General features: G+C 67.8%; 21 protein-coding genes. 5 read left to right on the top strand and 16 right to left on the bottom strand.

Annotation, left to right across the window (positions count from 1 at the left end):
• Positions 1–64: 64 nt before the first annotated feature.
• The 9 genes from mdcH to mqo form a co-directional block, all read right to left on the bottom strand.
• A complete protein-coding gene (mdcH, locus tag C1926_RS18295) occupies positions 65–985 on the bottom strand; it encodes a malonate decarboxylase subunit epsilon (RefSeq protein WP_108760179.1) in 921 nt (306 codons plus the stop codon).
• On the bottom strand, positions 982–1,839 hold the full coding sequence (gene mdcB / locus C1926_RS18290) for a triphosphoribosyl-dephospho-CoA synthase MdcB (protein ID WP_108760178.1): 858 nt from the start codon (positions 1,837–1,839) through the stop codon (positions 982–984). The genes mdcH and mdcB overlap by 4 nt, the downstream gene beginning before the upstream one ends.
• Positions 1,836–2,477 (bottom strand): malonate decarboxylase holo-[acyl-carrier-protein] synthase, encoded by a 642-nt coding sequence (gene mdcG, locus C1926_RS18285; protein WP_108760177.1) that lies wholly within the window; start codon positions 2,475–2,477, stop codon positions 1,836–1,838. Before mdcG ends, mdcB begins: the two co-directional genes overlap by 4 nt.
• Positions 2,470–3,180: a biotin-independent malonate decarboxylase subunit gamma gene (mdcE, locus tag C1926_RS18280; RefSeq protein ID WP_108760176.1), complete on the bottom strand. Its 711-nt coding sequence runs from the start codon at positions 3,178–3,180 to the stop codon at positions 2,470–2,472. The genes mdcG and mdcE overlap by 8 nt, the downstream gene beginning before the upstream one ends.
• On the bottom strand, positions 3,177–4,085 hold the full coding sequence (locus tag C1926_RS18275) for a biotin-independent malonate decarboxylase subunit beta (RefSeq protein WP_108760175.1): 909 nt from the start codon (positions 4,083–4,085) through the stop codon (positions 3,177–3,179). The genes mdcE and C1926_RS18275 overlap by 4 nt, the downstream gene beginning before the upstream one ends.
• Positions 4,082–4,402, bottom strand: coding sequence for a malonate decarboxylase acyl carrier protein (gene mdcC / locus C1926_RS18270; RefSeq protein ID WP_108760174.1), 321 nt, complete (start codon positions 4,400–4,402; stop codon positions 4,082–4,084). Before mdcC ends, C1926_RS18275 begins: the two co-directional genes overlap by 4 nt.
• A gap of 10 nt (positions 4,403–4,412) precedes the next feature.
• Positions 4,413–6,056, bottom strand: a complete 1,644-nt coding sequence (gene mdcA, locus C1926_RS18265) for a malonate decarboxylase subunit alpha (protein WP_108760173.1) — start codon at positions 6,054–6,056, stop codon at positions 4,413–4,415.
• A 267-nt stretch (positions 6,057–6,323) separates the two neighbouring features.
• Positions 6,324–8,519 (bottom strand): TonB-dependent siderophore receptor, encoded by a 2,196-nt coding sequence (locus C1926_RS18260; protein WP_108760172.1) that lies wholly within the window; start codon positions 8,517–8,519, stop codon positions 6,324–6,326.
• Between the two features lie 331 nt (positions 8,520–8,850).
• Entirely contained in the window at positions 8,851–10,539 is a 1,689-nt protein-coding gene (gene mqo, locus C1926_RS18255; protein WP_079221030.1) for a malate dehydrogenase (quinone), read from the bottom strand.
• A gap of 216 nt (positions 10,540–10,755) precedes the next feature.
• Here mqo and C1926_RS18250 point away from each other — a divergent pair, with 216 nt between their 5' ends.
• Both C1926_RS18250 and C1926_RS18245 read left to right on the top strand, forming a co-directional pair.
• A complete protein-coding gene (locus tag C1926_RS18250) occupies positions 10,756–11,877 on the top strand; it encodes a PAAR domain-containing protein (protein ID WP_254057324.1) in 1,122 nt (373 codons plus the stop codon).
• A 62-nt stretch (positions 11,878–11,939) separates the two neighbouring features.
• A complete protein-coding gene (locus tag C1926_RS18245; protein ID WP_159095150.1) occupies positions 11,940–12,362 on the top strand; it encodes a hypothetical protein in 423 nt (140 codons plus the stop codon).
• A gap of 48 nt (positions 12,363–12,410) precedes the next feature.
• Here C1926_RS18245 and C1926_RS18240 read toward each other — a convergent pair whose 3' ends face one another.
• The 4 genes from C1926_RS18240 to C1926_RS18225 form a co-directional block, all read right to left on the bottom strand.
• The gene (locus tag C1926_RS18240; RefSeq protein WP_108760169.1) at positions 12,411–12,905 is read right to left on the bottom strand and encodes a hypothetical protein; all 495 of its coding nucleotides are present in this window, start codon (positions 12,903–12,905) and stop codon (positions 12,411–12,413) included.
• A gap of 61 nt (positions 12,906–12,966) precedes the next feature.
• Positions 12,967–13,413, bottom strand: coding sequence for a GNAT family N-acetyltransferase (locus C1926_RS18235; RefSeq protein WP_108760168.1), 447 nt, complete (start codon positions 13,411–13,413; stop codon positions 12,967–12,969).
• A 43-nt stretch (positions 13,414–13,456) separates the two neighbouring features.
• On the bottom strand, positions 13,457–14,041 hold the full coding sequence (locus tag C1926_RS18230) for a hypothetical protein (RefSeq protein ID WP_079221035.1): 585 nt from the start codon (positions 14,039–14,041) through the stop codon (positions 13,457–13,459).
• Positions 14,042–14,123: 82 nt separating this feature from the next.
• Positions 14,124–15,029 carry a LysR family transcriptional regulator ArgP gene (locus tag C1926_RS18225; RefSeq protein ID WP_079221036.1) on the bottom strand — a complete coding sequence of 302 codons (906 nt, stop codon included), beginning with the start codon at positions 15,027–15,029 and terminating at the stop codon, positions 14,124–14,126.
• 137 nt (positions 15,030–15,166) lie between these two features.
• On the opposite strand from C1926_RS18225, the gene C1926_RS18220 reads away from it, so the two are divergent.
• From C1926_RS18220 to C1926_RS18210, 3 genes are all read left to right on the top strand, one after another.
• Positions 15,167–15,802, top strand: coding sequence for a LysE family transporter (locus C1926_RS18220; RefSeq protein WP_079221037.1), 636 nt, complete (start codon positions 15,167–15,169; stop codon positions 15,800–15,802).
• A 195-nt stretch (positions 15,803–15,997) separates the two neighbouring features.
• A complete protein-coding gene (locus C1926_RS18215; protein ID WP_254057323.1) occupies positions 15,998–17,974 on the top strand; it encodes a S9 family peptidase in 1,977 nt (658 codons plus the stop codon).
• Between the two features lie 70 nt (positions 17,975–18,044).
• Positions 18,045–20,033: a prolyl oligopeptidase family serine peptidase gene (locus tag C1926_RS18210; protein ID WP_108760166.1), complete on the top strand. Its 1,989-nt coding sequence runs from the start codon at positions 18,045–18,047 to the stop codon at positions 20,031–20,033.
• Between the two features lie 21 nt (positions 20,034–20,054).
• Here the strand turns inward: C1926_RS18210 and C1926_RS18205 are convergent, their stop codons facing one another.
• The 3 genes from C1926_RS18205 to C1926_RS18195 form a co-directional block, all read right to left on the bottom strand.
• On the bottom strand, positions 20,055–21,809 hold the full coding sequence (locus tag C1926_RS18205; RefSeq protein WP_079225133.1) for an oligopeptide:H+ symporter: 1,755 nt from the start codon (positions 21,807–21,809) through the stop codon (positions 20,055–20,057).
• A 158-nt stretch (positions 21,810–21,967) separates the two neighbouring features.
• Complete coding sequence (locus C1926_RS18200; protein ID WP_108760165.1) at positions 21,968–23,116, bottom strand: heparan-alpha-glucosaminide N-acetyltransferase domain-containing protein; 1,149 nt, start codon at positions 23,114–23,116, stop codon at positions 21,968–21,970.
• 56 nt (positions 23,117–23,172) lie between these two features.
• A complete protein-coding gene (locus tag C1926_RS18195; protein ID WP_108760164.1) occupies positions 23,173–23,688 on the bottom strand; it encodes a hypothetical protein in 516 nt (171 codons plus the stop codon).
• Positions 23,689–23,964: the final 276 nt, after the last annotated feature.

The following is a 23,964-nucleotide window of genomic DNA, read 5'->3' as shown; positions in this document are numbered from 1 at the left end:
AGACCCGCCATCCCGGGGTAAGGCGTCGTACAACGTGATGCGTGATACGTCCTGCTCGAACCCGTTACTGCAGCCGCTCCAGCGCGCTGCGGACCCATGCCGCGGCGCCATCCAGGCTCTGGAACTCTTCCACCGCGCGCACCTCGCAGCACGGGTAGGACGGCGCGACCATGCGCGCCAATGCGTTGCCCGGGCCCAGCTGCAGGAACACCCGCGCGCCGCGCTCGAAGGCCTGGCGCATCACCTGCGCCCACTCGATGGTCTGTGCCAGCTGCGCCGACAGCGTGTGCACCGCTGCCGCGCGATCACGCACCGGGCGCGCATCGATGCCGGCCAGCAGCGGCAGGCGCGGCGCCTGCAGCGGCGAAGCGTCCAGCGCGGCCGCAAACGGTGCGACGGCGGCCTGCAGCAGCGGGGTATGTGCAGGTACGTACACCGGCAACGGGCGAACCTCCGCACCCTGTGTGCGTGCTGCATCGGCCAGCGCCTGCAGTGACGCCTGCGTGCCGCCGACGATGAAATGATCCTGCCCGTTGGCAATGGCCACATGGGCACCGTGTGTATCGCACAGTGGCTGCAGGGTGTGGCGCTGCAGCCCCAGCACCGCCTGCATGCCCGCATCGGCGGGGCTGGCGGCATCCATCAGCCGTGCGCGCTGTGCGGCCAGGGCCAGGCAGGTTGCGATGTCGACGCTGCCGGCAACCGCATGCGCGGCCAGTTCACCGATGCTGTAGCCCGCCACGACCACCGGCGCCGGCAGGCCGTCGCGCAGCACCTGCCAGTGCGCCAGCGTGGCCGCGCACAGCAGCGGTTGCGCCAGCGCATTGTCGAAGCGCGCGTCATCGGCAGCGGCGTCGAAGACATCACGATCAAGTACCGCGCCCGCGGCGTGCAGGACATCGCGGGCCGCAGGCAGATCGCGCACGCGGTCGAACATCGCCGCATGCTGCGCACCTTGGCCGGGGCAGAGCAGGGCCAGGCTCATGCGCCCTCCTGCTGCAGCAGGAACCAGGCGCAGGCCAGCAGGTCGGCGCTGCCACCGGGGCTCAGGCGACGGGCCACGAAGCCCTCGCCGAGGGCATGCAGGCGTGCCTGCCAGCCGGGTGCGAATGCGCCGCCGCCTGCGAGGAAGCTGCGCGCCTGCTGCTGGGCCCAGGCCAGCCCGTCAGCGCCGCCACGGTGCAGCAGGTTCAGGTCATCCACCTGCGCAACCAGCTGCATCAGGGTCTGGCACAGGGCCGCGTCGCGCGCCAGGCCGCTGTGCAGGGCGTGGCGCAGGGTGGGCACGGCCAGGTCGCGCAGCACGGGGTAACCGGCGGCGGCCTGTTCGCGCACGCCCGGCACGCCATGGCGCAGGCGCGCGCGCTGGCCGGGACTGGACGCATCCAGCGGCGCAGCGGCGAAGTCATCGGCCCAGTGCTGCACGGCCAGGCAGACCTGCGCGGCGGGCGCGGCGTGGCCCTGCCGGCGGCGGCAGCGTGCGGCGGCGGCCACCAGCAGGCCGAGGCTGAAGATGGCACCGCGATGGGTGTTGATGCCGCCGGTGACGCGCAGCATCGCGTGCTCGGCGGCGATGCCGTGCGCGCGCAGGGCAGCGAACGGCGCATCGTCGGCACCGGCGCTGGCAATTGCGGTGAAGTAGTGGCGCAGCGCGAACAGGCTGCGCAGGAACGTACCGGCGTCCATGTCGTCATGGCTGCCGCTGTCGAACGGAGTAACCAGGCCCGGCTTCGGCGCGCAGGCCAGTTCGGCATGCAGGCTGGCGATGGCCAGCCGGCCCAGGCGCGCGCTGTCGACGCGGCGCGCGATGTGCGGGCTGGCATGCGCGAGGGCGTTCATGCGGCCACTCCAGTGGCGACGAACAGGCGTTCGCGGGCTTCCAGCGCGGCGCCTTCCAGGCGCTTCACCAGCACTTGGCGGCTGCCACCGGCGTATTCGCGCCAGTTCACCGCGCCGCCATCGCCCAGGCACAGTTCGCCATCCACGCGACGGCCGTACTCGCGTTCCCAGCCCTGCAGGCGCGCGACCACCGCGTCAGCCTGCGCAGCGGCATCCACCTGCCACAGCAGGTCGATATCCGAAGCCGCATGCACATAGGGCAGGCCACTGAGATGCTGCCAGGCGAAGGCACCAAACACGCGTGCAGGCGCAATGTGCGCCAATGCGTGCAGCGCCAGCTGCCAGTCATGGGCAACTCCGGTGGCGAGGATCGCTTCCAGTGTCGGCGGCGGCTGCTGGCGCACGACATCGTGCAGCGGTACGCGCAGGGCGATGCGCTGCTTGCCTTCGCTCGGCGGCAGCGGCACGCCCAGGCGGAGGCGCGGGTCGGGATCATCCACGGCGCGCCGCGCCACCATCGCTGGCAGCCCCTGCGCAAACCACGCCGCCAGGCGCGGTTCGTGCGCGGCCACGTCGGCCCGCCAGTCGGCATTGGCCGACAGCCAGGCCAGCGTGTGGCGGGCGGGCCGATCAGGCATCGCCGCGGGCCACCGCAGTGCAGACATCCGCTGCCAGCGCACGGCCGCCGCGCTCTGCGCCGCGTGCGGCACGCAGGTCGCCGTCGCTGGGCGTGCGCAGTGCCTGCAGCAGGTGCTGGGCCAGGTCGCCGTCCCACAGCGAATCGACCGCACCCATCGACACGTAGTTGGCCACGCCCGGCGCGAACACCGGCGAGCTCTGGCTGAGTGCCTGCAGCTTCTCCAGCGGTTGCTTGGTCACCCGCGCCATCGCACGCAGGTCCATCACCCGTACCTGCGCGTCGGGCAGGGCGTGGATGTGGTCGGCCATCAGGCCGAAGGACAGGAAACCACCGCTCACCGATTCACCGTAGACCAGGGTGACCAGGCGCGCGCCACGGCGGCGGGCCAGGTCGAGGGTCTGCGCGAGATGGGCGAAGTAGCCGTTGATGCCCAGCAGTTCATCGCGGCGGGCCAGCCGCTGGCCAGCGGTGTCGGCCAGCATCACGATCGGTCGCTGCGGATGCGCAGCGGTGCTGGCCAGCACGGTGTCGGCCAGAGCCAACGCATGGTCGACGCCGACCTCGATGCGGTCGGTGGTGCCGATCACCGTTACCTCGCCATCCTCGGTGGTGGCCGTGCCGGTCAGCACCGAATCCTGCACGTCGATGCGGTGCCCGCGCGGGAACAGGGCGTCGAGCAGGGTCTGCAGCGGGGCGCTCATGGCAGGCTCCGGTCGGCGGTGGCGGCAAGGAAGGCGTCGGTGTCCAGCAGCGGCAGGCGCTCGGGTTCGGCGATGCCCTGGCGTGCCCAGATCTCCAGTCCATCGCGGCAATCGCCCCAGGCCTGCACGCGTGCCTTCAGTGCGGCATGGCGGTCCTGCAGGGCGTTCAGTGCGGTGTCGGTATCGCCGCTGGCGGTGTCGGCCTGCAGTGCATCCGCGGCGGCACGTGCAAACGCTTCGATGGCGTCGGGCACCAGCACCTGCGCCTGGTCGATCAGGTAGCGGTGCTTGCCGCCGGTCACGCGCCATACCAGGGCGCGGTCGCGCGAGTCGAATTCTTCCACGCCGCGCACGGTCTCGATCACTTCCGGCCCGGACAGCGACAGCCGGCCTTCCTCGGACATGATGACGGTGGTGCAGCAGCGGGCGACGATGCCCATGCCGCCAAACGCACCATTGCCGCTGCCGATCAGGGCGACCACCGGCACGCCAGCGGCGCGTGCGCCCAGCGTTGCACGCATGATTTCGGAGATGGCGATCAGCCCCGCGTTGGCTTCGTGCAGGCGCACGCCGCCGGTGTCGAGCAGCAGCAGCACGCCGTCGGGGCGTGTTTCCGCCGCGCGCCGCAGCAGGCCGGTCAGCTTGGCGCCGTGCACTTCGCCGACACCACCGCCCATGAACTCGCCCTGCTGCGCGGCCAGCAGCACGCGCCTGCCCTGCAGCGTGGCCTCGCCGACGACGATGCCGTCGTCAAAGGCGGCCGGTTGGTCGAGCTGGGCCAGGTGCGGGCTCATCACCCGTCGCGCCGGGCCGAGGAACTCGCGGAACGAACCGGCATCGACCAGCCCGGCAATGCGTTCGCGTGCATCGGCTTCGTAGTAGCTGTGGCGTTGTACGTGGCTCATCGCGTGCCTCCGGCCAGCAGGGTTTCCACGGCCTGGTCCAGGCGCAGGCTGACCACGGCCGGCGTTGCGCCTGCATCGTTGATCGATATGCGCACGTCGCGCAGCGGATGGCGTTGCGCGAAGTCGGCGATGACCGCCTGCCAGATGGTGCCGAAGCCCTGCGCGGCGGTGATGATCCGCACCGTCATCGCACCGTCCTGCGCGGCGGGCTCCAGCAGGATTTCCAGGTTGCCCGAGGCGAGCACGCCCACCAGCACCGCATCGCGCGGGAACTGCACGGGGGTGCGGCCGTCGAATCGATAGTCGAGGGTTTCCATGCTCTGTCCCTTACCAGTTGCGGAAGCGCTTGGGCGGGTCGTACAGACCGCCGGACCAGCGCACCAGGTCCTTCACCGAACGCGCAGCCAGCAGGTCGCGGCTGGCATCGCGCGGTGAGATGCCGAGATCTTCGGGGCGGCGGATCACGCCGCGGTCGCGCAGGTTTTCCACCATCGCGCGGTCGCGCCCGAGGCCCACGGCGGTGTAACCGGACACGCCGCGGATCGCCTGTTCGCGCTCCTCCGGCGTGCGGCACAGCAGCAGGTTGGCGATGCCTTCCTCGGTCAGCACGTGGCTGACGTCGTCGCCGTAGATCATCACCGGCGGCAGCGGCATGTCCGCGCGCTCGGCCAGTTCCCAGGCGTCCAGTCGTTCAACGAAGGCCGGTGCCATGTGTTCGCGGAAGGTTTCCACCATCTGCACGACCAGCTTGCGCCCGCGCGGCATTTCACCCGTTCGCGCGGCCTGCTGCCCTGCCTTGATCCAGGCATCGCTGGCGTGGCGGCGGCCTCGTGCATCGGAGCCCATGTTGGGCGCGCCACCGAAGCCGGCGATGCGGTCACGGGTGGCGGTGGAGCTGTTGCCCTGCAGGTCGATCTGCAGGGTCGAGCCGATGAACATGTCGCAGGCATACAGGCCGGCGGTCTGCGAGAACGCGCGGTTGGAGCGCATCGAACCGTCCGCGCCGGTGAAGAACACATCGCCACGGGCGGCGATGTACTTCTCCATGCCCAGTTCCGAACCGAACGAATGCACGGATTTGACGAAGCCCGATTCGATCGCCGGGATCAGTGCCGGGTGCGGGTTCAACGCCCAGTGCTGGCAGATTTTTCCCTTCAGCCCCAGCGACTCTGCATAGGTGGGCAGCAGCAGTTCGATGGCCGCGGTGTCGAAGCCGATGCCATGGTTGAGGCGGTTGACGCCGTACTCGGCGTAGATGCCCTTGATGGCCATCATCGCCATCAGCACCTGGATCTCGGAGATCTGCGCCGGATCACGGGTAAACAGCGGCTCGATGTGGTTCGGGCGCGGCGCCTGCACCACGAAGTTGACCCAGTCAGCGGGGATATCGACGCGGGGGAGGGTGTCGACGATTTCGTTGACCTGGGCGATGACGATGCCGCCGCCAAAGGCAGTGGCTTCGACGATCACCGGAGTGTCTTCGGTGTTCGGGCCGGTGTAGAGGTTGCCGTGGCGATCGGCAGCCTGTGCGGCGACCAGCGCCACGCGCGGGGTGAGATCGATGAAGTAGCGGCCGAACAGTTCCAGGTAGGTGTGGATGGCGCCGATCTGGATGCGCCCTTCGGCCACCAGGTTGGCCAGCCGCACCGACTGCGGACCGGAGAAGGAGAAATCCAGCTTGGAGGCGATGCCGCGCTCGAACACGTCCAGGTGCGAGGGCAGCGACAGCACCGACTGCACCATGTGCAGGTCGTGCACCCGTGCCGGGTCCAGGTTGGCCAGGGCCTGGGCAAGGAAATCGGCCTGCTTCTGGTTGTTGCCCTCCAGGCAGACCTTGTCGCCCGGCTCCAGCAGGGCGTGCAGCAACGCACCCACGTCTGCGGCGGCGACTTCGCGGCCCCTGGCCCATGGCGCGGCGCGTTCCAGGCGGGCCTGGCGGCTGCGTTCCAACGTGTCCCAGCTCGGGTTCATCGACCGGCTTCCGATTGGTGTTGTGATAATTACGACATAATTATGGAGGGGTGTGCAACCCGCAGCGCAGCAAAAAGAAGGGCCCGCGCGCAGGCGGGCCCATTCAGGGTTGAGAGGTATGCCGACCAACGGTCGGCACCCACCAATTACAGGGCTGCCTGGAACTTCCAGCGCGGGCTGGCCCATTCCGGTAGGCCACGACCGTTGGTCGTGGCGGAGGGCAGGGAGTGCCGACCAACGGTCGGCACCCACCGTTCTGCAGGCGCCTCAGAACTTCCAGCGCAGGCTGGCCGCCACGAACCGCGGTTCGCCGTAGTTGTTGTAGTCCAGGTTGGCCCAGTAGGTCTTGTCCAGCGCGTTGCGCACGCTCAGCGTCGCCGTCCAGTTGTCGCTGATGCGGTAGTTGGCGTTGAACTGCACCAGCGCGTACGCCGGCTGGTTCACCGTCACCGTGCCGCCCAGCGGATACGGGATGTTGTAGCCCTGCACCTTGCTCTGCCACTGCACGCCGGCACCCACGCTCAGGCGGTCCAGCGCGCCGGGCAGGCGCACCTGGGTGTTCAGCTGCAGCAGGTCTTCAGCCGGGTTGGCATACAGCAGGTCGGTGGTGGCGCGGGTCACCTTGACGTGGGTGTAGCCGGCGTTGACCGTCCAGCCCGGCAGGATCTCACCGTTGACGTCCACTTCCCAGCCACGCGCCTTGGTGCCGTTGACGCCGATGTAGGCCGAGGTGCCATCGCTGAGCGAATTGTCCGGCACGCTCATGTCACGCACCGCGTAGTTGTCCTGCTTGGCTTCGAACACCGCGGCATTGGCGGTCAGGCGGCCATCCAGCCACTGCGTCTTGATGCCCGCTTCGACGTTCGAACCCTGCACCGGGGCCAGCAGGTTCTCGTTCTTGTCCTTGAAATTCTGCGGGTTGAAGATCTCGGTGTAGCTGGCATACGCCGATACGTTCGGGGTGATGTCGTACACCAGGCCCACGTACGGGGTCACTTCATCGCTCACCTTGAAGGCGCCGCTGGTGCCGGTGTAGGCGCCGGTGGTGCTGTAGGAGCGGCTGAGGGTCTGCCAGCGGCTCAGGCGCGCGCCGGCAATCAGCGACAGCGGATCGGCCAGGCGCAGGCGGGTGGCCAGGTAGATGCCGCTCTGGGTGGTCTTGGCCACGCGGCGCCCACCGGTACGGGTGTAGGTCACCTCGGAAATGTCGCCATTCCAGTCGTACACGTTGGGGATGTAGTAGCAGCGATCGCCGCCGCAGCGTGCCCAGTCGGTGGGGAAGTTGAGCGTGGTGGTGTTGGTGGTGGCTTCCAGGTCCGACCACTGGGTGCCCAGGGTCACGTCGTGCTCGCGGCCGAACAGGTTGAAGGTGCCGGTCAGGTAGGCATCGACGTTGCGGCGGGTGTCTTCGGCATCGCCGGCGGCGGCGCGCAGGAAGATGCCCGAGCCGTCCACCGGGTTCGGGTTGCCGGTGCCGTACAGGCGCACGTTCTGCACGTTGCCGCGGGTGTAGGAGGTGTTGATCTTCAGCAGCCAGTCGTCACCGAAGCGCTGCTCCAGGTTGGCGAACACGGTGCTGGTTTCGCGCTGCCAGTAGCTCCACTTCGGCGACAGGTTGGTCGAGCGCGGCAGGTGGGCGAAATTGCCCTGGCTGTCGAAGAACGGCACGGTGCCCCAGGTCGAACCCACCGGGTTGTTGTCCTGGGTCTGGTAGCCGACGGTGACGGTGGTGCTGTCGGTCAGGTCGCCTTCCAGCACGGCCATGCCGGCCATCTTGTCTTCCTTGTAGCGGTCGTAATAGAAATCACGATCGGTATAGGCGGCGACCACGCGGCTGCGGAAGCGGCCGTCTGCGGTCAGCGGCGCGGTCACGTCGGCCTCCATGCGGCGGTAATCCCAGCTGCCGGCGCTGACCGAGAACGAGGCATCGAATTCCTTGCCCGGCCGCTTGCGCAGCAGGTTCACCGTGGCCGACGGCACGCCGGCGCCGCTGAGCAGGCCATTGGCACCGCGGATCACTTCCACGCGGTCGTAGAAGGCGGTGTCGTATTCCTGGTTGGTCGAGCCGCTGTAGGTCGGGATGCCGTCGACCTGGAAATCGGTGATGGCAAAACCACGCGCGTAGTACAGCGGGCGCTGGGTGTCATAGAAGGACACGCTGACGCCGGTCACATTGCGCATCACGTCGTTGATGCTGAACAGCGATTCGTTCTGCAGGCGCTCCAGGCCGATCACCGTGGACGACTGCGGGGTTTCCTGCAGCGTGATCGGCAGGCGGGTGGTGCTCGACGGCGGCGCAGACTGTTCGGCGCGCACGCTCACCCGGTCCAGGGTCTTGGCGTCGGAGGCATCGGCACCCGCGTCGGCAGCCGAAGCGGCGGGCGCGGCCACGGCAAGGCAGGACAGCAGGGCGGCCGGCAGCAGCGCACGGCGGGGCAGGGAAGAGCGGGCAGGCAGGGTCATGGAGAGCTCGAGGACGTGGGCGGGGGGAGGCAGCCGTCAACCAGCACCCGGGCGGCGGCATCGGGTGGGCTCAGATCCATCTGGGGGCATGCGGGCGTCGTGCGGGACGCAAATGTAAATCGTTCTTAACAGCATTACAATTCGTGACACGGCGAAATGGTCTTTGCGCATCCAGAACGGGGTCAGAGCCCTGCGCCTGCGGCGCAGGGATCCGACCCCGGGGTCAGATCCCTTTGCCGAAGCAAAGGGCTCTGACCCCAACCGCCGGAACCCCCAAACGCGAACGGCCACCCCAAGGTGGCCGTCCGTGTCCTGCGCTGAACGTGCGGGCTTACAGCGCCTGCAGTTCCTCGTTGGCGTTGCGCTTTTCCGGCGCGGCCGGGGCAGTGGCCGGGGCCAGCGCCGGCGTCGCGGCGTTCTCCAGCGGCACCTCCAGGTAGGGCAGGTGCAGGCTCTGGCTGGTCAGCGTGCGGATCTCGTTGGTCAGCGCTGCGCTGTCGTTGAGCTTGCGGCCGTACGACGGCACGATCTCGCGCAGGCGGGTCTCCCAGCCGGCCTTCATCTGCTCCGGGAAGGCCTTGGCCATCAGGTCCAGCATGATCGGCGGCGAGGTCGAGGCACCCGGGGAAGCACCCAGCAGGGCGGCCAGGGTGTGGTCCTTGTCGGTCACGATCTCGGTGCCGAACTGCAGCACCGGGCCCTTCAGCGGGTCGCGCTTGATGATCTGCACGCGCTGGCCGGCGGTCACCAGCTTCCAGTCAGTGGGCTTGGCGTTGGGGAAGTACTTCACCAGTTCGGCCTGGCGGTCGGCATCGTCCAGGCGTGCCTGGCCCATCAGGTACTGCACCAGGTCCAGGTTGTCCTTGCCCACCGACAGCATCGGGCCGACGTTGTTGTGGTTGACCGACGAATACAGGTCCCACCACGAGCCGTGCTTGAGGAACTTGGTGCTGTACAGGGCGAACGGCCCGAACAGGATCACCGGCTTGCCGTCCAGCTTGCGCGCATCCAGGTGCGGCACCGACATCGGCGGCGAGCCGGTTTCGGCCATGCCATAGGCCTTCACGTGGTGGCGCGAGGTCACGTCCGCGCCCTGGAACGCCAGGAACTGGCCGCCCACCGGGAAGCCGGCGTAATCCTTCGATTCGGGAATGCCGGACATCTGCAGCAGCTTCAGCGCGGCGCCACCGGCACCGATGAACACGAAGCGCGCATGGGTGGTGGTCTCGGTGCCGGCCTTGAGGTCCTTCACCGTCACGTTCCAGCTCTTGTCGGCGTTCTGCCGCAGGGCGCGCACTTCATGGTTGAGGTGCAGGCCGAAGTTCGGGCTGCGCTGCAGGCCGGCGGTCAGCTGGCGGGTGATCACGCCGAAGTTGACGTCGGTACCCAGCGGCATCCAGGTCGCAGCGACCTTCTGCTTCGGGTCGCGGCCTTCCATCAGCAGCGGTGCCCACTGCTTGATCTGTGCCGGATCCTCCGAGTACTGCATGCCGTAGAACAGCGGGTTCTTCACCAGCGCCTGCTGGCGCTTGTGCAGGTAGGCGATGTTGTCATCGCCCCAGACGAAGCTCATGTGCGGGGTCGGATTGATGAAGTCGCTGGGCTGGCTCAGCCGGCCTTCCTTCACCTGGTGCGACCAGAACTGGCGCGAGACCTCGAACGATTCGGCGATGCCGACCGCGCGCTTGGTCTCGATGCTGCCGTCGGGCAGTTCCGGGGTGTAGTTCAGTTCGGCGAATGCCGAGTGGCCGGTACCGGCGTTGTTCCAGCCGTCCGAGCTTTCGCCGGCGACCGTGTCCAGCCGCTCGTAGACCTGGATGTTCCAGTCCGGCTGCAGTTCCTGCAGGTAGGTGGCCAGGGTGACGCTCATGATGCCGGCGCCGACCAGGACGACGTCGACCGGCTTGTCGTTGCTGGCGGCGGGCACCGAGCGCTGGGTCAGCGGCCAGTACAGGAACAGCGCGGCGGCCAGCAACAGCAGCACGAGCAGGGCGATAAGAGCCTTGCCAAATTTCTTCATGGGAATGACTTGGGCGTGGGGAAGGGGGCAGGATGCGCGCCGTGACGGCAAATGGCGTGAAGAAACAATGCCTTGCAGCAACCTGTCGGGATTTTAACCCTTTCTGGTCTTGTTTTGGTGCGATGCAGCATCCCGCTCATCGGGCCACCGCGTTACACTAGGCGGCTGATACCCCGCAACGACCGGCCACGGAGGGGCCGCGCACCGATGTCACGGATGCTGATCGTAGTTGGCGACGCCCTGCAGACGGGCGGCTCGGTCCTTTCAGGGTCGCCCCATACCGATGTCGAAGGCCGCGCGGTTGCCCGCGTCGGGGACCGGGTGATCTGTGCCCGCCACGGGCCGGGTTCCATCGTCAGTGGCGATGCGAGCCTGGTGATCGACGGCCAGCCGGTGGCGCGCGATGGCGACAAGGCCAGTTGTGGCTGCGCCCTGGTGGCGGGCCAGCAGCAGCGCGCGCATGTCGTTGCCGGCGGTGGTGGTGGTGGTGGTGGCAGTTCCGCGCTGGGCACCCTGGCCAAGGTGGCAGGCATCGTGGCGCCGCTGCTGAAGACGTTGCCGTTGCAGACCCCGCCGTTCGCGCCTCCGGGTACGGCCGCGCCGGAAGCGCCGGTCGCACCGCAGTGCTGGGTGAAGGACCATTCCACCCAGGTGTCGCAGTCGCCGGATGGACGTTACTTCGAGGCCTATGCGCCCGATGGCGCGCAATATGACTATCAGCTGCACGCCAGCTTCCGCGTCGATGTTCCTCTCAAGAGCGGGGGCGACATCGTGGTGACCAGCCGCTTCCGGGTGACCACCCATGGGCGCGTGAGTGCCGCCCAGGTGACCGAAGCAAAGCAGCGCCTGCGTGACGGAATCAACAGGCACTGGAACAACCAGTTCACCATCACCGTGGCCGATCCCCAGTGCGGCACGCGAACTTTCCCCGTCCGCTATGACATCGATTTCGTCGACAGCGGGCAGGACTATTCGGTCCTGCTGCACGATGTCTACGAACGTGAGATGGTCAGCGGCAGCGTCATCCATGCATCGGTGGACACTACGCCGTGGACCTATGCGCACGAGTACGGACACTGCCTGGGCCTGCCTGACGAGTACGATGATGCCGCCGTGGAAAGCGATGCCGTTGTGAAGTTCTTCCTGCCCAGCGGTACGCTGGACACCGAAGAGGTGCATGCGCCGGAATTCCGCGAGGACAGTGATCCGCTGGCGACCATCATGTCCAGCGTGGACTGCAGCGTGACCCGGCCGCGCCACTGTTACAACATCGGACGCGAGGTACAGGAACTGCTGACCCGCGAGATCGCCCGGGAGATCACATGCACCGTCTCATGATGTCATTCGCTCTCATGATTGCCGCCATGCCTTTCACCGCATCCAGCCAGGAAACGCCCGCCATGATCGAACTCCACGTGCGTTGCATCGACAATGCTCCCTGCCACTTCCTCGGTGAGGACATCCGCGTGGAACTGGAACTGCGCAATGCCGGCAGCGAGGACGTGCAGGTGCCGGCCGAGTTCTACCGCCGTCGCGGGCCCAGCGTGAAGCTGGTGGACCGCCACTCGGGCAAGGAAACGTCGCTGGCCATCAATCCGCCCGACGCGCGCCTGCTCAAGTCACCGCAGACGCTGCGGCCGGGGCAGTCCTTCCGGTTCCCCTGGCGCATCCTGCCAACGGAAATCAGCCATTTCGCGCTGCGCCCGATCGACGTGTCGGCGGTGTTCAGCGTCAACCTGACGCCGGGTGTACGCGGTGGGCAGGCCCGCATCGTCAGCAGCGAGCTGCGCATCACCGACCCGGCTGGCAGCGCGTCGCGCTGAGCCGGACTGCTTACCCGGCAGCGCGCGCAGGTTGGGGCCGCGCGGACATCATTCCGCCGGTTCAGCGTCGACCACTTTCAACTGCGCCTGGACCCGTTGCGCATCGGCGCCGTGTGCGCCGGGCGTCAGGTTGACCGAGAACTGCAGCGTCACGTCCATCGGGCGCAGGGCAAATCGTGTCAGCTCCTGCGGCTTGATCGGGAAGCCGATGCGCAGGGACTGGCCCGCACGCAGCTCCTGCATCTGGTCCCGCAACGCAGCGGCGGCCATGCCGCTGTGCAGGGATGCCAACTTCCCGGAAGCATTGTCTTTCACCTTGACCGAGGGGCCGCGGCTGCGAATGTATTCCAAGGGCAGCGTCACGGACTCGCTGCCTGCATTGCGCAGTTCCAGTTCCACATTGAGCGTGTCGCCACGGAAACGGCACCGCGCATCATCGACGCAGCGCGCAAGAAGTTCGATCCCGGGAAGAGCTTCTTTGCTGTAAGCAGGCGGCGTAGTGGCAGCAAGGATGGCGATCAGCGAGATCACGCGGCGGTCCATTTTGTCTCCTTGGCGATCTTGAGGCCTAGCAGCCCCAGCGATAGCGTCAACTCGCCAGGCGTCAGCCCAGTTCAAGGATCTCGTCACCGGCCTCGTCCACCTCGCCGGTGGGGCGCCAGCCCAGGTAGCGATAGAAACCGTGCGAGCGGGACCGCGGATCGGCCGAGCAGGCGAGGAACAGGCGCGAATGCCCGGCTGCATGGGCAAGCTCGACCACCTCCTGCAACAGCCGCTTGCCGATGCCCCGGCGCTCGTAGTCCGGCAGCAGGGCCAATACCAGCACTTCGCCACTGTCGCGGTCGGCGAAGCCGTAGCCGACCACGGTGCCGTTGTCTTCGGCGATGCGGCCGATGAAGTCACCCTCGGCGATGCCGGCGGCCCAGCTGTCCAAGGTGATGCCCCGTTCGGCCAGCTGTGCGGCGCTGAAGGCGTTCTCGCGGGTACGCCCGCGCAGGTCGATGCAGGCGGCCGCATCATCGGGTCGTGCAGGGCGGTAGTGGATCGGCATCCGTGCTCCTTCGGTGGCGCCGGGCGATGCCGGGCGCGGGTGTTCAATCACTGCCAATGGTGAAGTATTCCGCGGCGAAATAGCCAATCTGGTAGGCCAGTGCCACCCCCGCCAGCACCATCTGCGCGCGCGCCGTGCGCAGGTTCCAGCCCAGCACGCAGACCACCAGCATCAGCGCCGTGTGCAACGGATACGCCTCGCCCAGCAGCCGCCAGCGACTCTGCCCCTTGATCGCGGTATCCACAAGATCCAAAAGCGACAGCGTGGCGATCACGCTGAAGATCCAGCGCCGGCGGTGCATGAGGTAGGTGCCGTAGCTGCCGTATTCGCGCAGGTCATCGGGAAACAGCAGGGCGCACAGCAGGAACCAGGTGGCGCTGTAGCCGATCACGAACAGGTAGGTCTCGAACGTCCAGCGGTGCACCTCGATCAGGCGGAATTCCCACCACCAGAAGGTGACCAGCGAGACCAGCGTCCACGCGACCCAACACAGGTGCAGGGCAGAGCAGCCACGCCGCTGCGGGTGCTCGATGATCTGCGCAAGGCCCTTCAGCAGCGTGGTGATCGACAGGCCCAGGATGATGCCCATCACCACGCGGATATGCAGGAATACAGGTTCGGTCTGCATCACCCAGCTCCCTCGTCGGTTGCGGTGATGCTGGCACAGAAACGGGGTCAGAGTCCGTTGCGCAGCAACGGGATCCGACCCCTCACCGCTTGCGCCGGACCAGCGTGCTCGATGCCTCCAGCACCGCCTGGGTCAGCAGGGCCATCGTCTGCACATCGCCCTTCCAGTGCTGCCAGTACAGCGGCACGTCCTCCCACGCGCGCTGCCGCACATAGACCAGGCGCCCGGCATCCAGGTGGCGCTTGACCAGCGGCAGCGGGTTCATCGTCCAGCCCAGCCCACCCAGGTTGGCCTGGACGAAGGCCCGGGTGGACGGAATCCACCACGTCGGCGCCGTGCTGGGCAGCTCATCGCCGGCCATCCGCCGGGCGAAGCGCGACTGCATGTCGTCCTTGCGGTTGAACACCAGCACCGGGGCCTGCGCCAGCGCCTGCGCGGTCACGCCCTTGGCGAAATGGCGCTCGCGGAACTCCGGCGTGCAGGTGGCGGCGTAGCGGATGCTGCCCAGCGCATGGATCTGGCAGCCCTGCACCGGCTCGTCCAGCGTGGTCACTGCGCCCAGCACCGTGCCCTGGCGCAGCAGCTCCACCGTGTGGTCCTGGTCCTCCACGCGCAGGTCGAGGGTGGTGCCGGTGCGCTGCGCGAACTGCTGCGCGGCCTGCGGGAACCAGGTTTCCAGGCTGTCGTGGTTCACCGCCACCGGGATGCTGGCCTGCGGCAGGTCCTCGTCGGCCAGGCCCATGCGGTGCAGGGCGTCGTGCTCCAGCAGCGCGGTCTGTTCAGCCAGCTGCACCAGCAGCTGGCCCTCGGCAGTGGCGGTGGCCGGCGTGCCGCGCTTCACCAGCAGGCGGCCGATCCGGTCTTCCAGCGCTTTCACCCGCTGCGAGATGGCTGATGGGGTGACATTGAGCGACTGCGCGGCGCGGTCGAAGCTGCCTTCGCGGATGACCGCGGCCAGGGCCCGCAGCTGGGCATGGTCGATGCGCATCGAATTAAGCTCCGCTAATGTTGGTTTAGTAAGTTTAGCTCGTCTTTTAAATGTTGCGGCGCGACAATGGCGCCCGTTCCGGTGCTGTCCGCCTCCGCGAGGCACCGTCCCCCCAGCAAGACAAGGCAGTGAATCCCATGTTCTCGGTCATCTCCGCCAGCACCGGCCTCGGTGCCTGGTTCTCTGGTGCAGCTACCGGCGTCGGCCTGTTCGCCGTGGTCGGTGCCCAGAGCGCCTTCATCCTGCGCCAGGGCATCCTGCGCAAGCACATCGTGCCGGTGGTCGCCACCTGTGCGGCCATCGATGCGATCTTCATCTTCGCCAGCGTGGCCGGCCTGCGCACGCTCACCTCGGCGCTGCCGTGGCTGACCAGTGCCGTGCTGTGGACCGGCGTGGCCTTCCTGGCCTGGTATGCGGTCAAGTCCGCGCGGCGTGCCTTCGCCGGTGGTGGTGGCATGGGCGAGGCCGACAGTGATGACGGCAGCCGCCGCGCGGTGCTGCTGGCCGCGGTCGGCTTCTCGCTCATCAACCCGCATTTCTGGCTGGACATGATGGTGATCGGCTCGATTGCCGAGAACTTCGGCAATGCGCGCATGGCGTTCGCCGCTGGCGTGGTCACTGCCAGCTGCCTGTGGCTGACCGCGCAGGGCCTGGGTGCCCGCCTGCTGGCACCGCTGTTCACCAAGCCCAGCACCTGGCGCGTGCTCGACGGCACCATCGCCGTCATCCTCAGCATCCTGGCCCTCACCCTGGCGGTGCGCGGGGTCCACTGACCCCGGCGCAGGCCATCCCGAACCCCACGTCCTTACTCTCTCTCCAAGGTAGTGGCAGCGACGGCACCGGCAACGGTGCCGTCGTTTTTTCTGCCGTTGCTGCACCGCCACTGGCGGCCGCGGCCGCCACCTGCCTAGAATCGCGGAGGCTGGACAGGGTGTCCGGCAGCAACAGGGGGAAGGATGCGCAGGATGATGAGTGCCGTGCTGTTGTGCGCGGTGGCTGGTGGGGTATCGGCCGGTAGCGGCGGGGTGGACCTGGACCGGTACCTGAAGCAGGAATCGTTCACCGATGTAAAACTGTCACCCGGGGGTGACTATCTGGCCGCGACGGTGCCGCTGGAAGATGCGACCGCGCTGGTGATCCTGCGTACTTCCGACCGCAAGCCGGCAGGCGTGTTCCGGCCCCAGGCGAAGAACCATGCCTACAGCTTCGACTGGGTGAGCAACGACCGCGTGCTGGTCGGCCTGGCCGAAAAATGGGGCGCGCTGGACCAGCCGCGGCCCACCGGCGAACTGTATGCGGTCAACGCCGACGGCAACCGCGGCGAGCTGCTGGTCGGCTACCGCGTGCAGGGCCGCGGCCTCGGTACGCGCATCCAGCCCAAGAAGGTCGAGGATGTCGCGGCCTTCCTCACCGACGATCTGCCCGGTGACGACCGCAACGTCCTCATCGCCGTGTGGCCGTTTTCCGATGAGCCCTATACCCGTGTCGAGCGGCTGGACGTACAGACCGGGCAGCGCGTGCGCATCTCTGGCTCGCCCGTGAAGCGTGCCGATTTCAGCACCGATGCGCAGGGCAACGTACGCTTCGCCCACGGTGCCGCATCGGACAACATCAGCAAGCTCTATTACCGCGCCAGCAATGGCGCGCAGTGGGAGCTGATCAACGATGAAGGCCTGACCCACCGGGTCGATACCCCGATCGGCTTTTCCGCCGATGGCTCGCTGGCCTACCTGCAGGTGCAGCAGCCGCAGGGCCCCGATGCGATCGTCAGCTGGAACCCGCAGACCCGCGAGCGCGTGCAGGTGCTGCGCGACGAGCAGTTCGATCCTTCCCAGGTGATCTACCAGCCCGGCACCCGTGTCCCGGTCGGTGCCCTGATCCTGGGCGACACCCCGCGCACCCGTTTCTTTGACGAGCAGGGCCCGGACGCGCGGCAGTACCGCAGCCTGGAAGCCGCCTTCGGTGGTCCGGTGTTCATCACGTCCAGCACCCGCGATGGCAGCAAGGTGGTGGTCCAGACGTGGTCGGGCAGCATCCCGGGCGAGTTCTACCTGTACGACACCAAGGCGAAGAACGCCGAGTTCCTCATCAGCCGCAGTGAGTGGATCGACCCCAAGGCTGCCGCCAGCGTGCGTCCGTTCTCGCTGAAGTCGCGCGACGGGCTGACCCTGCATGGCTTCCTGACCCTGCCGCACGGCAGTGACGGCCGCAACCTGCCGATGGTGGTGGTGCCACACGGCGGGCCGATCAGCGTCTTCGACGACGGCAGCTACGATCCGGAAACGCAGCTGCTGGCGGATGCCGGCTACGCCGTGCTGCAGGTCAACTTCCGCGGCTCGGGCAACCAGGGGCGCGCGTTCAAGCAATTGGCGGCCGAGCAGTGGGGCAGGACCATGCAGGACGATGTGACCGACGCGACCCGCTGGGCCATCGCCGAAGGCATCGCCAACAAGGACCGCATCTGCATCTACGGTGCCAGCTACGGCGGCTATGCGGCGCTGATGGGTCCCATCCGCGAGCCGGGGCTGTACCAGTGCGCGGCGGGCTACGTCGGCATCTACGACCTGCCACTGCGCTTCACCAAGGGCGCGGCGCAGTCGGCCGACTGGAGCATGACCTGGTTGCGCGACTGGATGGGTGATCCCAAGACCCTTGGCGCCTATTCGCCAACGACGCTGGCCGCGCAGGTGAAGGTGCCGGTGTTCCTGGCCGCCGGCGGCGAAGACCAGAACGCCCCCATCGAGCACACCAAGCGCATGGAGGCGGCACTGAAGAAGGTCGGTTCGCCGGTCGAGGCGCTGTACTACAGCACCGAAGGGCATGGCTTCTACCGCCCCGAGCACCGCCGCGAATACTACACCCGCCTGCTGGCATTCCTGTCCAACAGCCTGGGTGGGGCCACTGCCAGTGCGGCCACGCCGACGGGCAGCGGCAAGGCTCCGTAAGTCCAACCGCGCACGCCGCGCGTGCGCTTCAGCATGCCGGGCAGCCACGGCTGCCCGGCCAGGGGACACCATGAAACCTTCTTTCCTGCTGGCCGGGATGCTGGCGCTGTGCGGCGCCGGCCAGGCCCGTTCGGCCGAGCTCGCGCTGGACGACTACCTGCGCCGCGCCGAGTTCAATGACATCCAGCTCTCGCCCACCGGCGAGTACCTGGCGATGACCCTGCCGCTGGAAGATGCGACCGCCGTCGCCATCCTGCGCACCAGCACCATGGAACTGGTCGGCAACTTCCGGCCGCCGCGCAACAACCACGCCGACAGCGTCGACTGGGTCAGTGACAACCGCCTGCTGATCGGCCTGGCCGAGAAGTGGGGCGCGCTGGACGCGCCGCGGCCCACCGGCGAGCTGTATGCCATGGATGCCAACGGCAAGCGCGGTGACCTGCTGGTCGGCTATCGCGCACGCCCGGACGAGCCGGGCCTGGTCAGCGGCCGCAGGGTGGAGCCGGTGGCGGCCTTCCTCGCCGACCCGTTGCAGGGCGATGACCGCAACGTGCTGATCTCGCTGTGGCCGTTTGCCAATGACACCAGTGCACGGCTGGAACGGTTGGATGTGGTCACCGGCCGCCGCGTGCTGGTCTCGCGCTCGCCGGTGCAGCGGGCCACGTTCACCACCGACAACGCGGGCGTGCTGCGCTTCGCCCGTGGCGCTGGCGAAGACAACGTCAACAAGCTGTATTACCGCCAGGATGATGGGCGCTGGACGCTGCTCAACGATGAAGACAGCAGCTACCGCATCGAACGTCCGATCGGTTTTTCCGCCGACAACCAGCTGGCCTACCTGGTGGTGCAGCAGGCCAGCGGGCCCGATGTGGTGGTCAGCTGGAATCCGCAGACCAACGAGCGCCGCACCCTGCTGCAGGATGCAGCGGTCGATCCGACCTACATCATCCACCAGCCGGGCACGCGGGTGCCGGTCGGTGTGCAGTTCGTGGGTGCGGCGCCGCGCAGCGCGTTCTTCGACGAGCAGTCGCCCACCGCGCGCATCCAGCGCATGCTGGAAAAAGCCTTCCCTGGCCACGTGGTCAGCCTGTTGTCGGCCACCCGTGACAATGCGCGCATCCTGGTCAAGGTCGACTCGGGACACAATCCCGGTGACTGGTTCCTGTTCAATACGGCCACCCGCGAAGCGGCGTTCCTGACCGCGCGCAACCGCTGGTTCGACCGCGACGGCGGTGCCAGCGTGCGTCCTGTCACCCTGGCCGCACGCGATGGCATGCTGTTGCACGGCTTCCTTACCGTGCCCCACGGCAGCGATGGCCGCGGGCTGCCGATGGTGGTGAAGCCGCATGGAGGCCCCATCGGCGAGTTCGACGACGGCAGCTTCGAGCGCGACAACCAGTTGCTGGCGGCGGCCGGCTATGCGGTGCTGCAGGTCAACTTCCGGGGCTCGGGCAATCATGGCCGCGCACACACCCAGGCCGCCGCGAAACAATGGGGCCGCGCCATGCAGGACGATGTCACCGATGCCACGCGCTGGGCCATCGCCGAAGGCATCGCCGATGCACGGCGCATCTGCATCTACGGCGCCAGCTACGGCGCGTACTCCGCGCTGATGGGGGTCGCCCGCGAGCCGGCGCTGTACCGCTGCGCGGCGGGCTATGTGGGCGTGTACGACCTGCCGCTGATGTTCAAGCGCGGCGACGTGCAGGACCGCACCTCGGGCGTGAACTACCTGCGCGACTGGCTGGGCGAGCCGGCAACGCTGGCGGAGGTTTCGCCGGTGAACCTGGCGGCCCGGATCAAGGTGCCGGTGCTGCTGGCGGCGGGGCGCGAAGACCAGCGTGCGCCGGTGCAGCACACCGAGCGCATGGAAGCGGCGTTGAAGCAGGCCGGGGTGCCGGTGGAAGCGGCCTACTACGCGCGCGAAGGGCATGGCCTGTACGGCGAGTCCAACCGGCGCGACTACTACACCCGGCTGCTGGCGTTCCTCGCACGCAGCCTGGGGGGCGCCACCGCCGCAACAGCACCTGCAGCGGCGGGCAAGGCCAAGGCGCCCTGAGCGGGCGCCGGTGCACGGGGTCTACTTGACTCCGTGCATCATCCGCTTCAGCAGTGGCGCGGCGATGAAGGCCAGCACCGCACAGCCCAGGCCGATCCACATCAGCAGCCAGAACAGGTGCGCATAGGCGCCTGCAGCCGCCACCATGTCCAGTGATTCGCCTTCGGGCACCTCGATCGCTGCCAGCTTGCCGAACAGTGCGGCCAGCGTTTCGGAGAACGCGGTCGCCAGGAACCAGGTGCCCATCATCAGGCTCATCACCCGCGGCACGGCCAGCTGGGTCACCGCCGACAGGCCGACCGGCGACAGGCACATTTCACCGCTGGCCAGCAGGAAGTAGGCCAGCACCAGCCACCACACACTGGCCATTTCGCCGGTGGCGCCCACCTGCTGCGCGGCCAGCGCCAGCGGCACGAAGGACAGCGCACCGATCACCAGGCCCCAGGCCGACTTCACCGGCTTGCCCGGCTCCCAGCCGCGGCGGTCCATCCAGGTCCATAGCGCAGCGAAGGCCGGGGCCAGCAGCACCAGGAACAGCCCGCCCAGATAGGTCAGCGAGCCGGCGGTCTGCGGAATCACCAGGCAGTCGCGTACCAGCAGCACCAGCATCAGCGCCACGATGGCGATGAAGAACGCGCGCGGCGCGTTCGAACCCGGGCGACGCTCGGACAGGCGCGCGCTGACCACGAAGCCCAGCGGTGCCAGCAGCAGCGAAACGATCGACCACGGCAGCGGGGTGCCACCGGTGATGACCAGCGCCGGCACGATGTCCTTGGTCAGCAGGCGGTCGGTGAAGGTGACCCACGAGCCGTAGGACTGCTCGTACATCGTGAAGAACACCAGCGCCATGAAGATCAGCACCATCAGCGCGATCATCTGCTGGCGCTGCACCGGGGTGCACTTGCTGCCGGTGAACCAGGCAAACCAGACCAGCACGCCGCCCAGCACCACCAGCATCAGCATCAGTGCCAGGCTGATTTCACCGCCCAAGGCGAAGGCGCCATTGCCGGCCGCCCACATCAGCCACGCCACCGGCAGCACGCCGATCACGGCGCACAGGTAGATCAGCCATTCGCGCGGCAGGCCCAGCACCTTCTGCTTCAGTGCGGCCGGCTGCGGCGGTTCGGCGTGGCCCTGCAGGTACTTCTGGCCCCACAGGAACATGGCCAGGCCGGCCAGCATGCCGATGCCGGCCGCGCCGAAGCCGTACTTCCAGCCATAGGCCTCGCCGAGGAAGCCGCAGACCAGCGAGGAGAACAGCGCGCCGAGGTTGATGCCAGCGTAGAACAGCGAGAAGCCCGAATCGCGGCGCGGGTCGTCCTGCGGGTAGAGCTTGCCGACGATGGTGGAGATGTTCGGCTTGAGGAAGCCGACGCCCATGATGATCAGTGCCAGCGACAGGTAGGTCACGGCCAGCGCCGAGGTATCGCGCACCACCTCACCGTTGACCCGGTACGCCGCGTGGCCCTCGAAGGCCATGCCCAGGTGGCCCAGCACCAGCAGGATGCCGCCGAACAGCACCGCCCGGCGCATGCCCAGCCAGCGGTCGGCGAGCATGCCGCCGAACACGGGAATGCAGTAGACCAGGCCGCCATAGGCACCGAGCAGGTCCAGGCCGGCCTTGTCGCCGAACAGGTGGTACTTGGTGAGGTAGAGCAGCAGCAGCGCCTTCATCCCGTAGAAGGAGAAGCGCTCCCACATTTCGGTGAAGAAGCAGACGTAGACGCCTTTCGGGTGGCCGAGGAAGTCGTCGGAAGCGATAGCGGCAGAATTCATCGGCGGATTATAGGCGCGCGCCGGGTAGCGCCGGGCCATGCCCGGCGACCCTTTACAGCGCCGGGCCACGCCCGGCGACCCTACGCAACGCCGGGCATGGCCCGGCGACCCCAGTAGATCCACGCCATGCGTGGATGGGGCTCATCACGCGCGGTCGATTACAGGTAGCGCAGCCAGGCCAGGTCGCGGCGGCGCGCCTTGAACCGGCCGAACAGCAGCGTCGGCGGGTACATCGCCACCGCCAGCGCGCAGGCCACCAGCAGCAGGCCGGCCACCGAATCCAGCGCGTACAGGCTGCCGTGGGTGGGCCCCCAGATGGCCAGCGCGGCCACGTACAGCAGCTTCAGCACGTACAGGTGCAGCAGGTAGAAGAACATCGGCGCCGCACCGATGTCGGCCAGCGGGCGCAGGGCGCGGGCCACCGGCGGCCATTCGTACAGGCGCAGCAGCAACAGGCCCACGCCCAGGGTCAGCAGCAGGAACTGCAGCGACGGCGGGTACTTGGTCACGTTGAACACGCTCATCCAGGTGCGCAGGGCGCTGTCCTGGTGCTGCCACGGCGCTTCGCCGTAACCGTTGGCCAGGCGCAGCAGGGCGAAGGCCGCCAGTGCGCCCAGCCCGGCCCACAGCAGCCAGCGCTGGCGCTGCACCGGGTCGCGGTCGCGGGCGAACCACGGCCCCATCAGGTAGCCCAGCACGATCACGCCGATCCACGGCAGTACCGGGTAGGACGTGCGCAGGCGCAGCACGCCGGTCTCGATCCAGTCGCGCTGGTGCAGCACTTTCCACAGCACGGCCAGCACGCCGTTGCCGTCCACGCGCACGCCATCGAACAGGTTGTGGCCGGCCACCAGCAGCACGCCCAGCCCCAGCAGCGCTGGGCGCGGCAGCCACAGCAGGCCGGCCAGCGCGATCATGCTCAGGCCGATGGCCCAGATCACCTGCAGGTACAGCGTGTCCGGCGGGAACTGGAAGGTCCAGGCGAAGTTGACCAGGGTCAGTTCCAGCACGACCAGGAACAGGCCGCGCTTGAGCAGGAAGGCGGCGATGGCGCGGCGCGGGTCGGCCTGGCGCTGGCCGTACAGCCACGCCGACAGGCCGGTGAGCAGCACGAACACGGGGGCGCACAGATGCGCCAGCAGGCGGCAGGCAAACAGGGCAGGGGACACGCTGGCCGCATCCATCGGGTCGCCGACCTGGTGCTGCAGGAAGAAGGTCTCGCGCACGTGGTCAAGCAGCATCAGCAGCATCACGGTGCCGCGCAGCTGGTCGATGGAGGCCAGCCGTGGGGAGGGGGAAGGGGGCACGCGAGATGCTCGACCGGCGTGACAGGATATAACATAACTTTTCGTGGTGCAGTCGTTCAGGACCGGCAGGCCTCCGCGGTCCAGCCCTTATGTTCGTCGTGGTGGACGGGGATCACCCGGGTTGATCCGTCAGGCTGGGCCTTCAGGCAGAACGTTGCGGTGTAGCCAGCGATCGGGCCGATCCGGCGTACGTTGAGGAATACCCCATACAGCGCTCCAGGAATCAATGGCTGTGGAACGTCAAGCAACGTGGCCGACGCAGGAATCTCCCCATACACAATGCACTGCCCCGGTTTCAATAATGCGGCCGGGCTGGGGTGATACATGAACGACCACGTGTTCTCGGTGCCATGGCGATGCACGGTCAGTGCTTGCAGCAGGCGGGGTGAGCGGAGCGATTCGAATGCTCTTGTTGGCAGCCCGAAACAAGGCTTCCCGTTTCTGTCCTCGACGACGGCGGTGCCAAAACCGCTGTAGGCCTCGGCACTGCCGATGCCCAGCAATGCACACATCCCGGCGCCCACTACGATGGTGGAAGCCCGCTTTGCCAGTCGGATGCGGTATGTCGTCATTCTGCTCCGTGCGGGTGGTCGCTGCGGTGGCGGCACGGTGTGGGAAGTCGGGTGATGCCACAAGCGCGTGCCGTGGCGGAGGGCGGGTCCCGTTGCGCAGAGCGCCGCTACTCAAGGCTGGTGGCCTCAGGTAGTCGTTCTGGAGCCGCTGCTGCACTGTGCACAATATGGCCAGATACGACACGCTGCGCGGGGTGTGGGCTGCCCGACAGGCATCCCGGGCTGACCGGTACCAACCGCACTGGACTTGCCGCCCCCTGAACGCTAGCGTGCAAG

Source organism: Stenotrophomonas sp. ZAC14A_NAIMI4_1, from assembly GCF_003086915.1.
Lineage (GTDB): Bacteria > Pseudomonadota > Gammaproteobacteria > Xanthomonadales > Xanthomonadaceae > Stenotrophomonas.
Note: the sequence above shows the minus strand (reverse complement) of the source record. Positions and strands in the feature narration are given on the sequence as shown.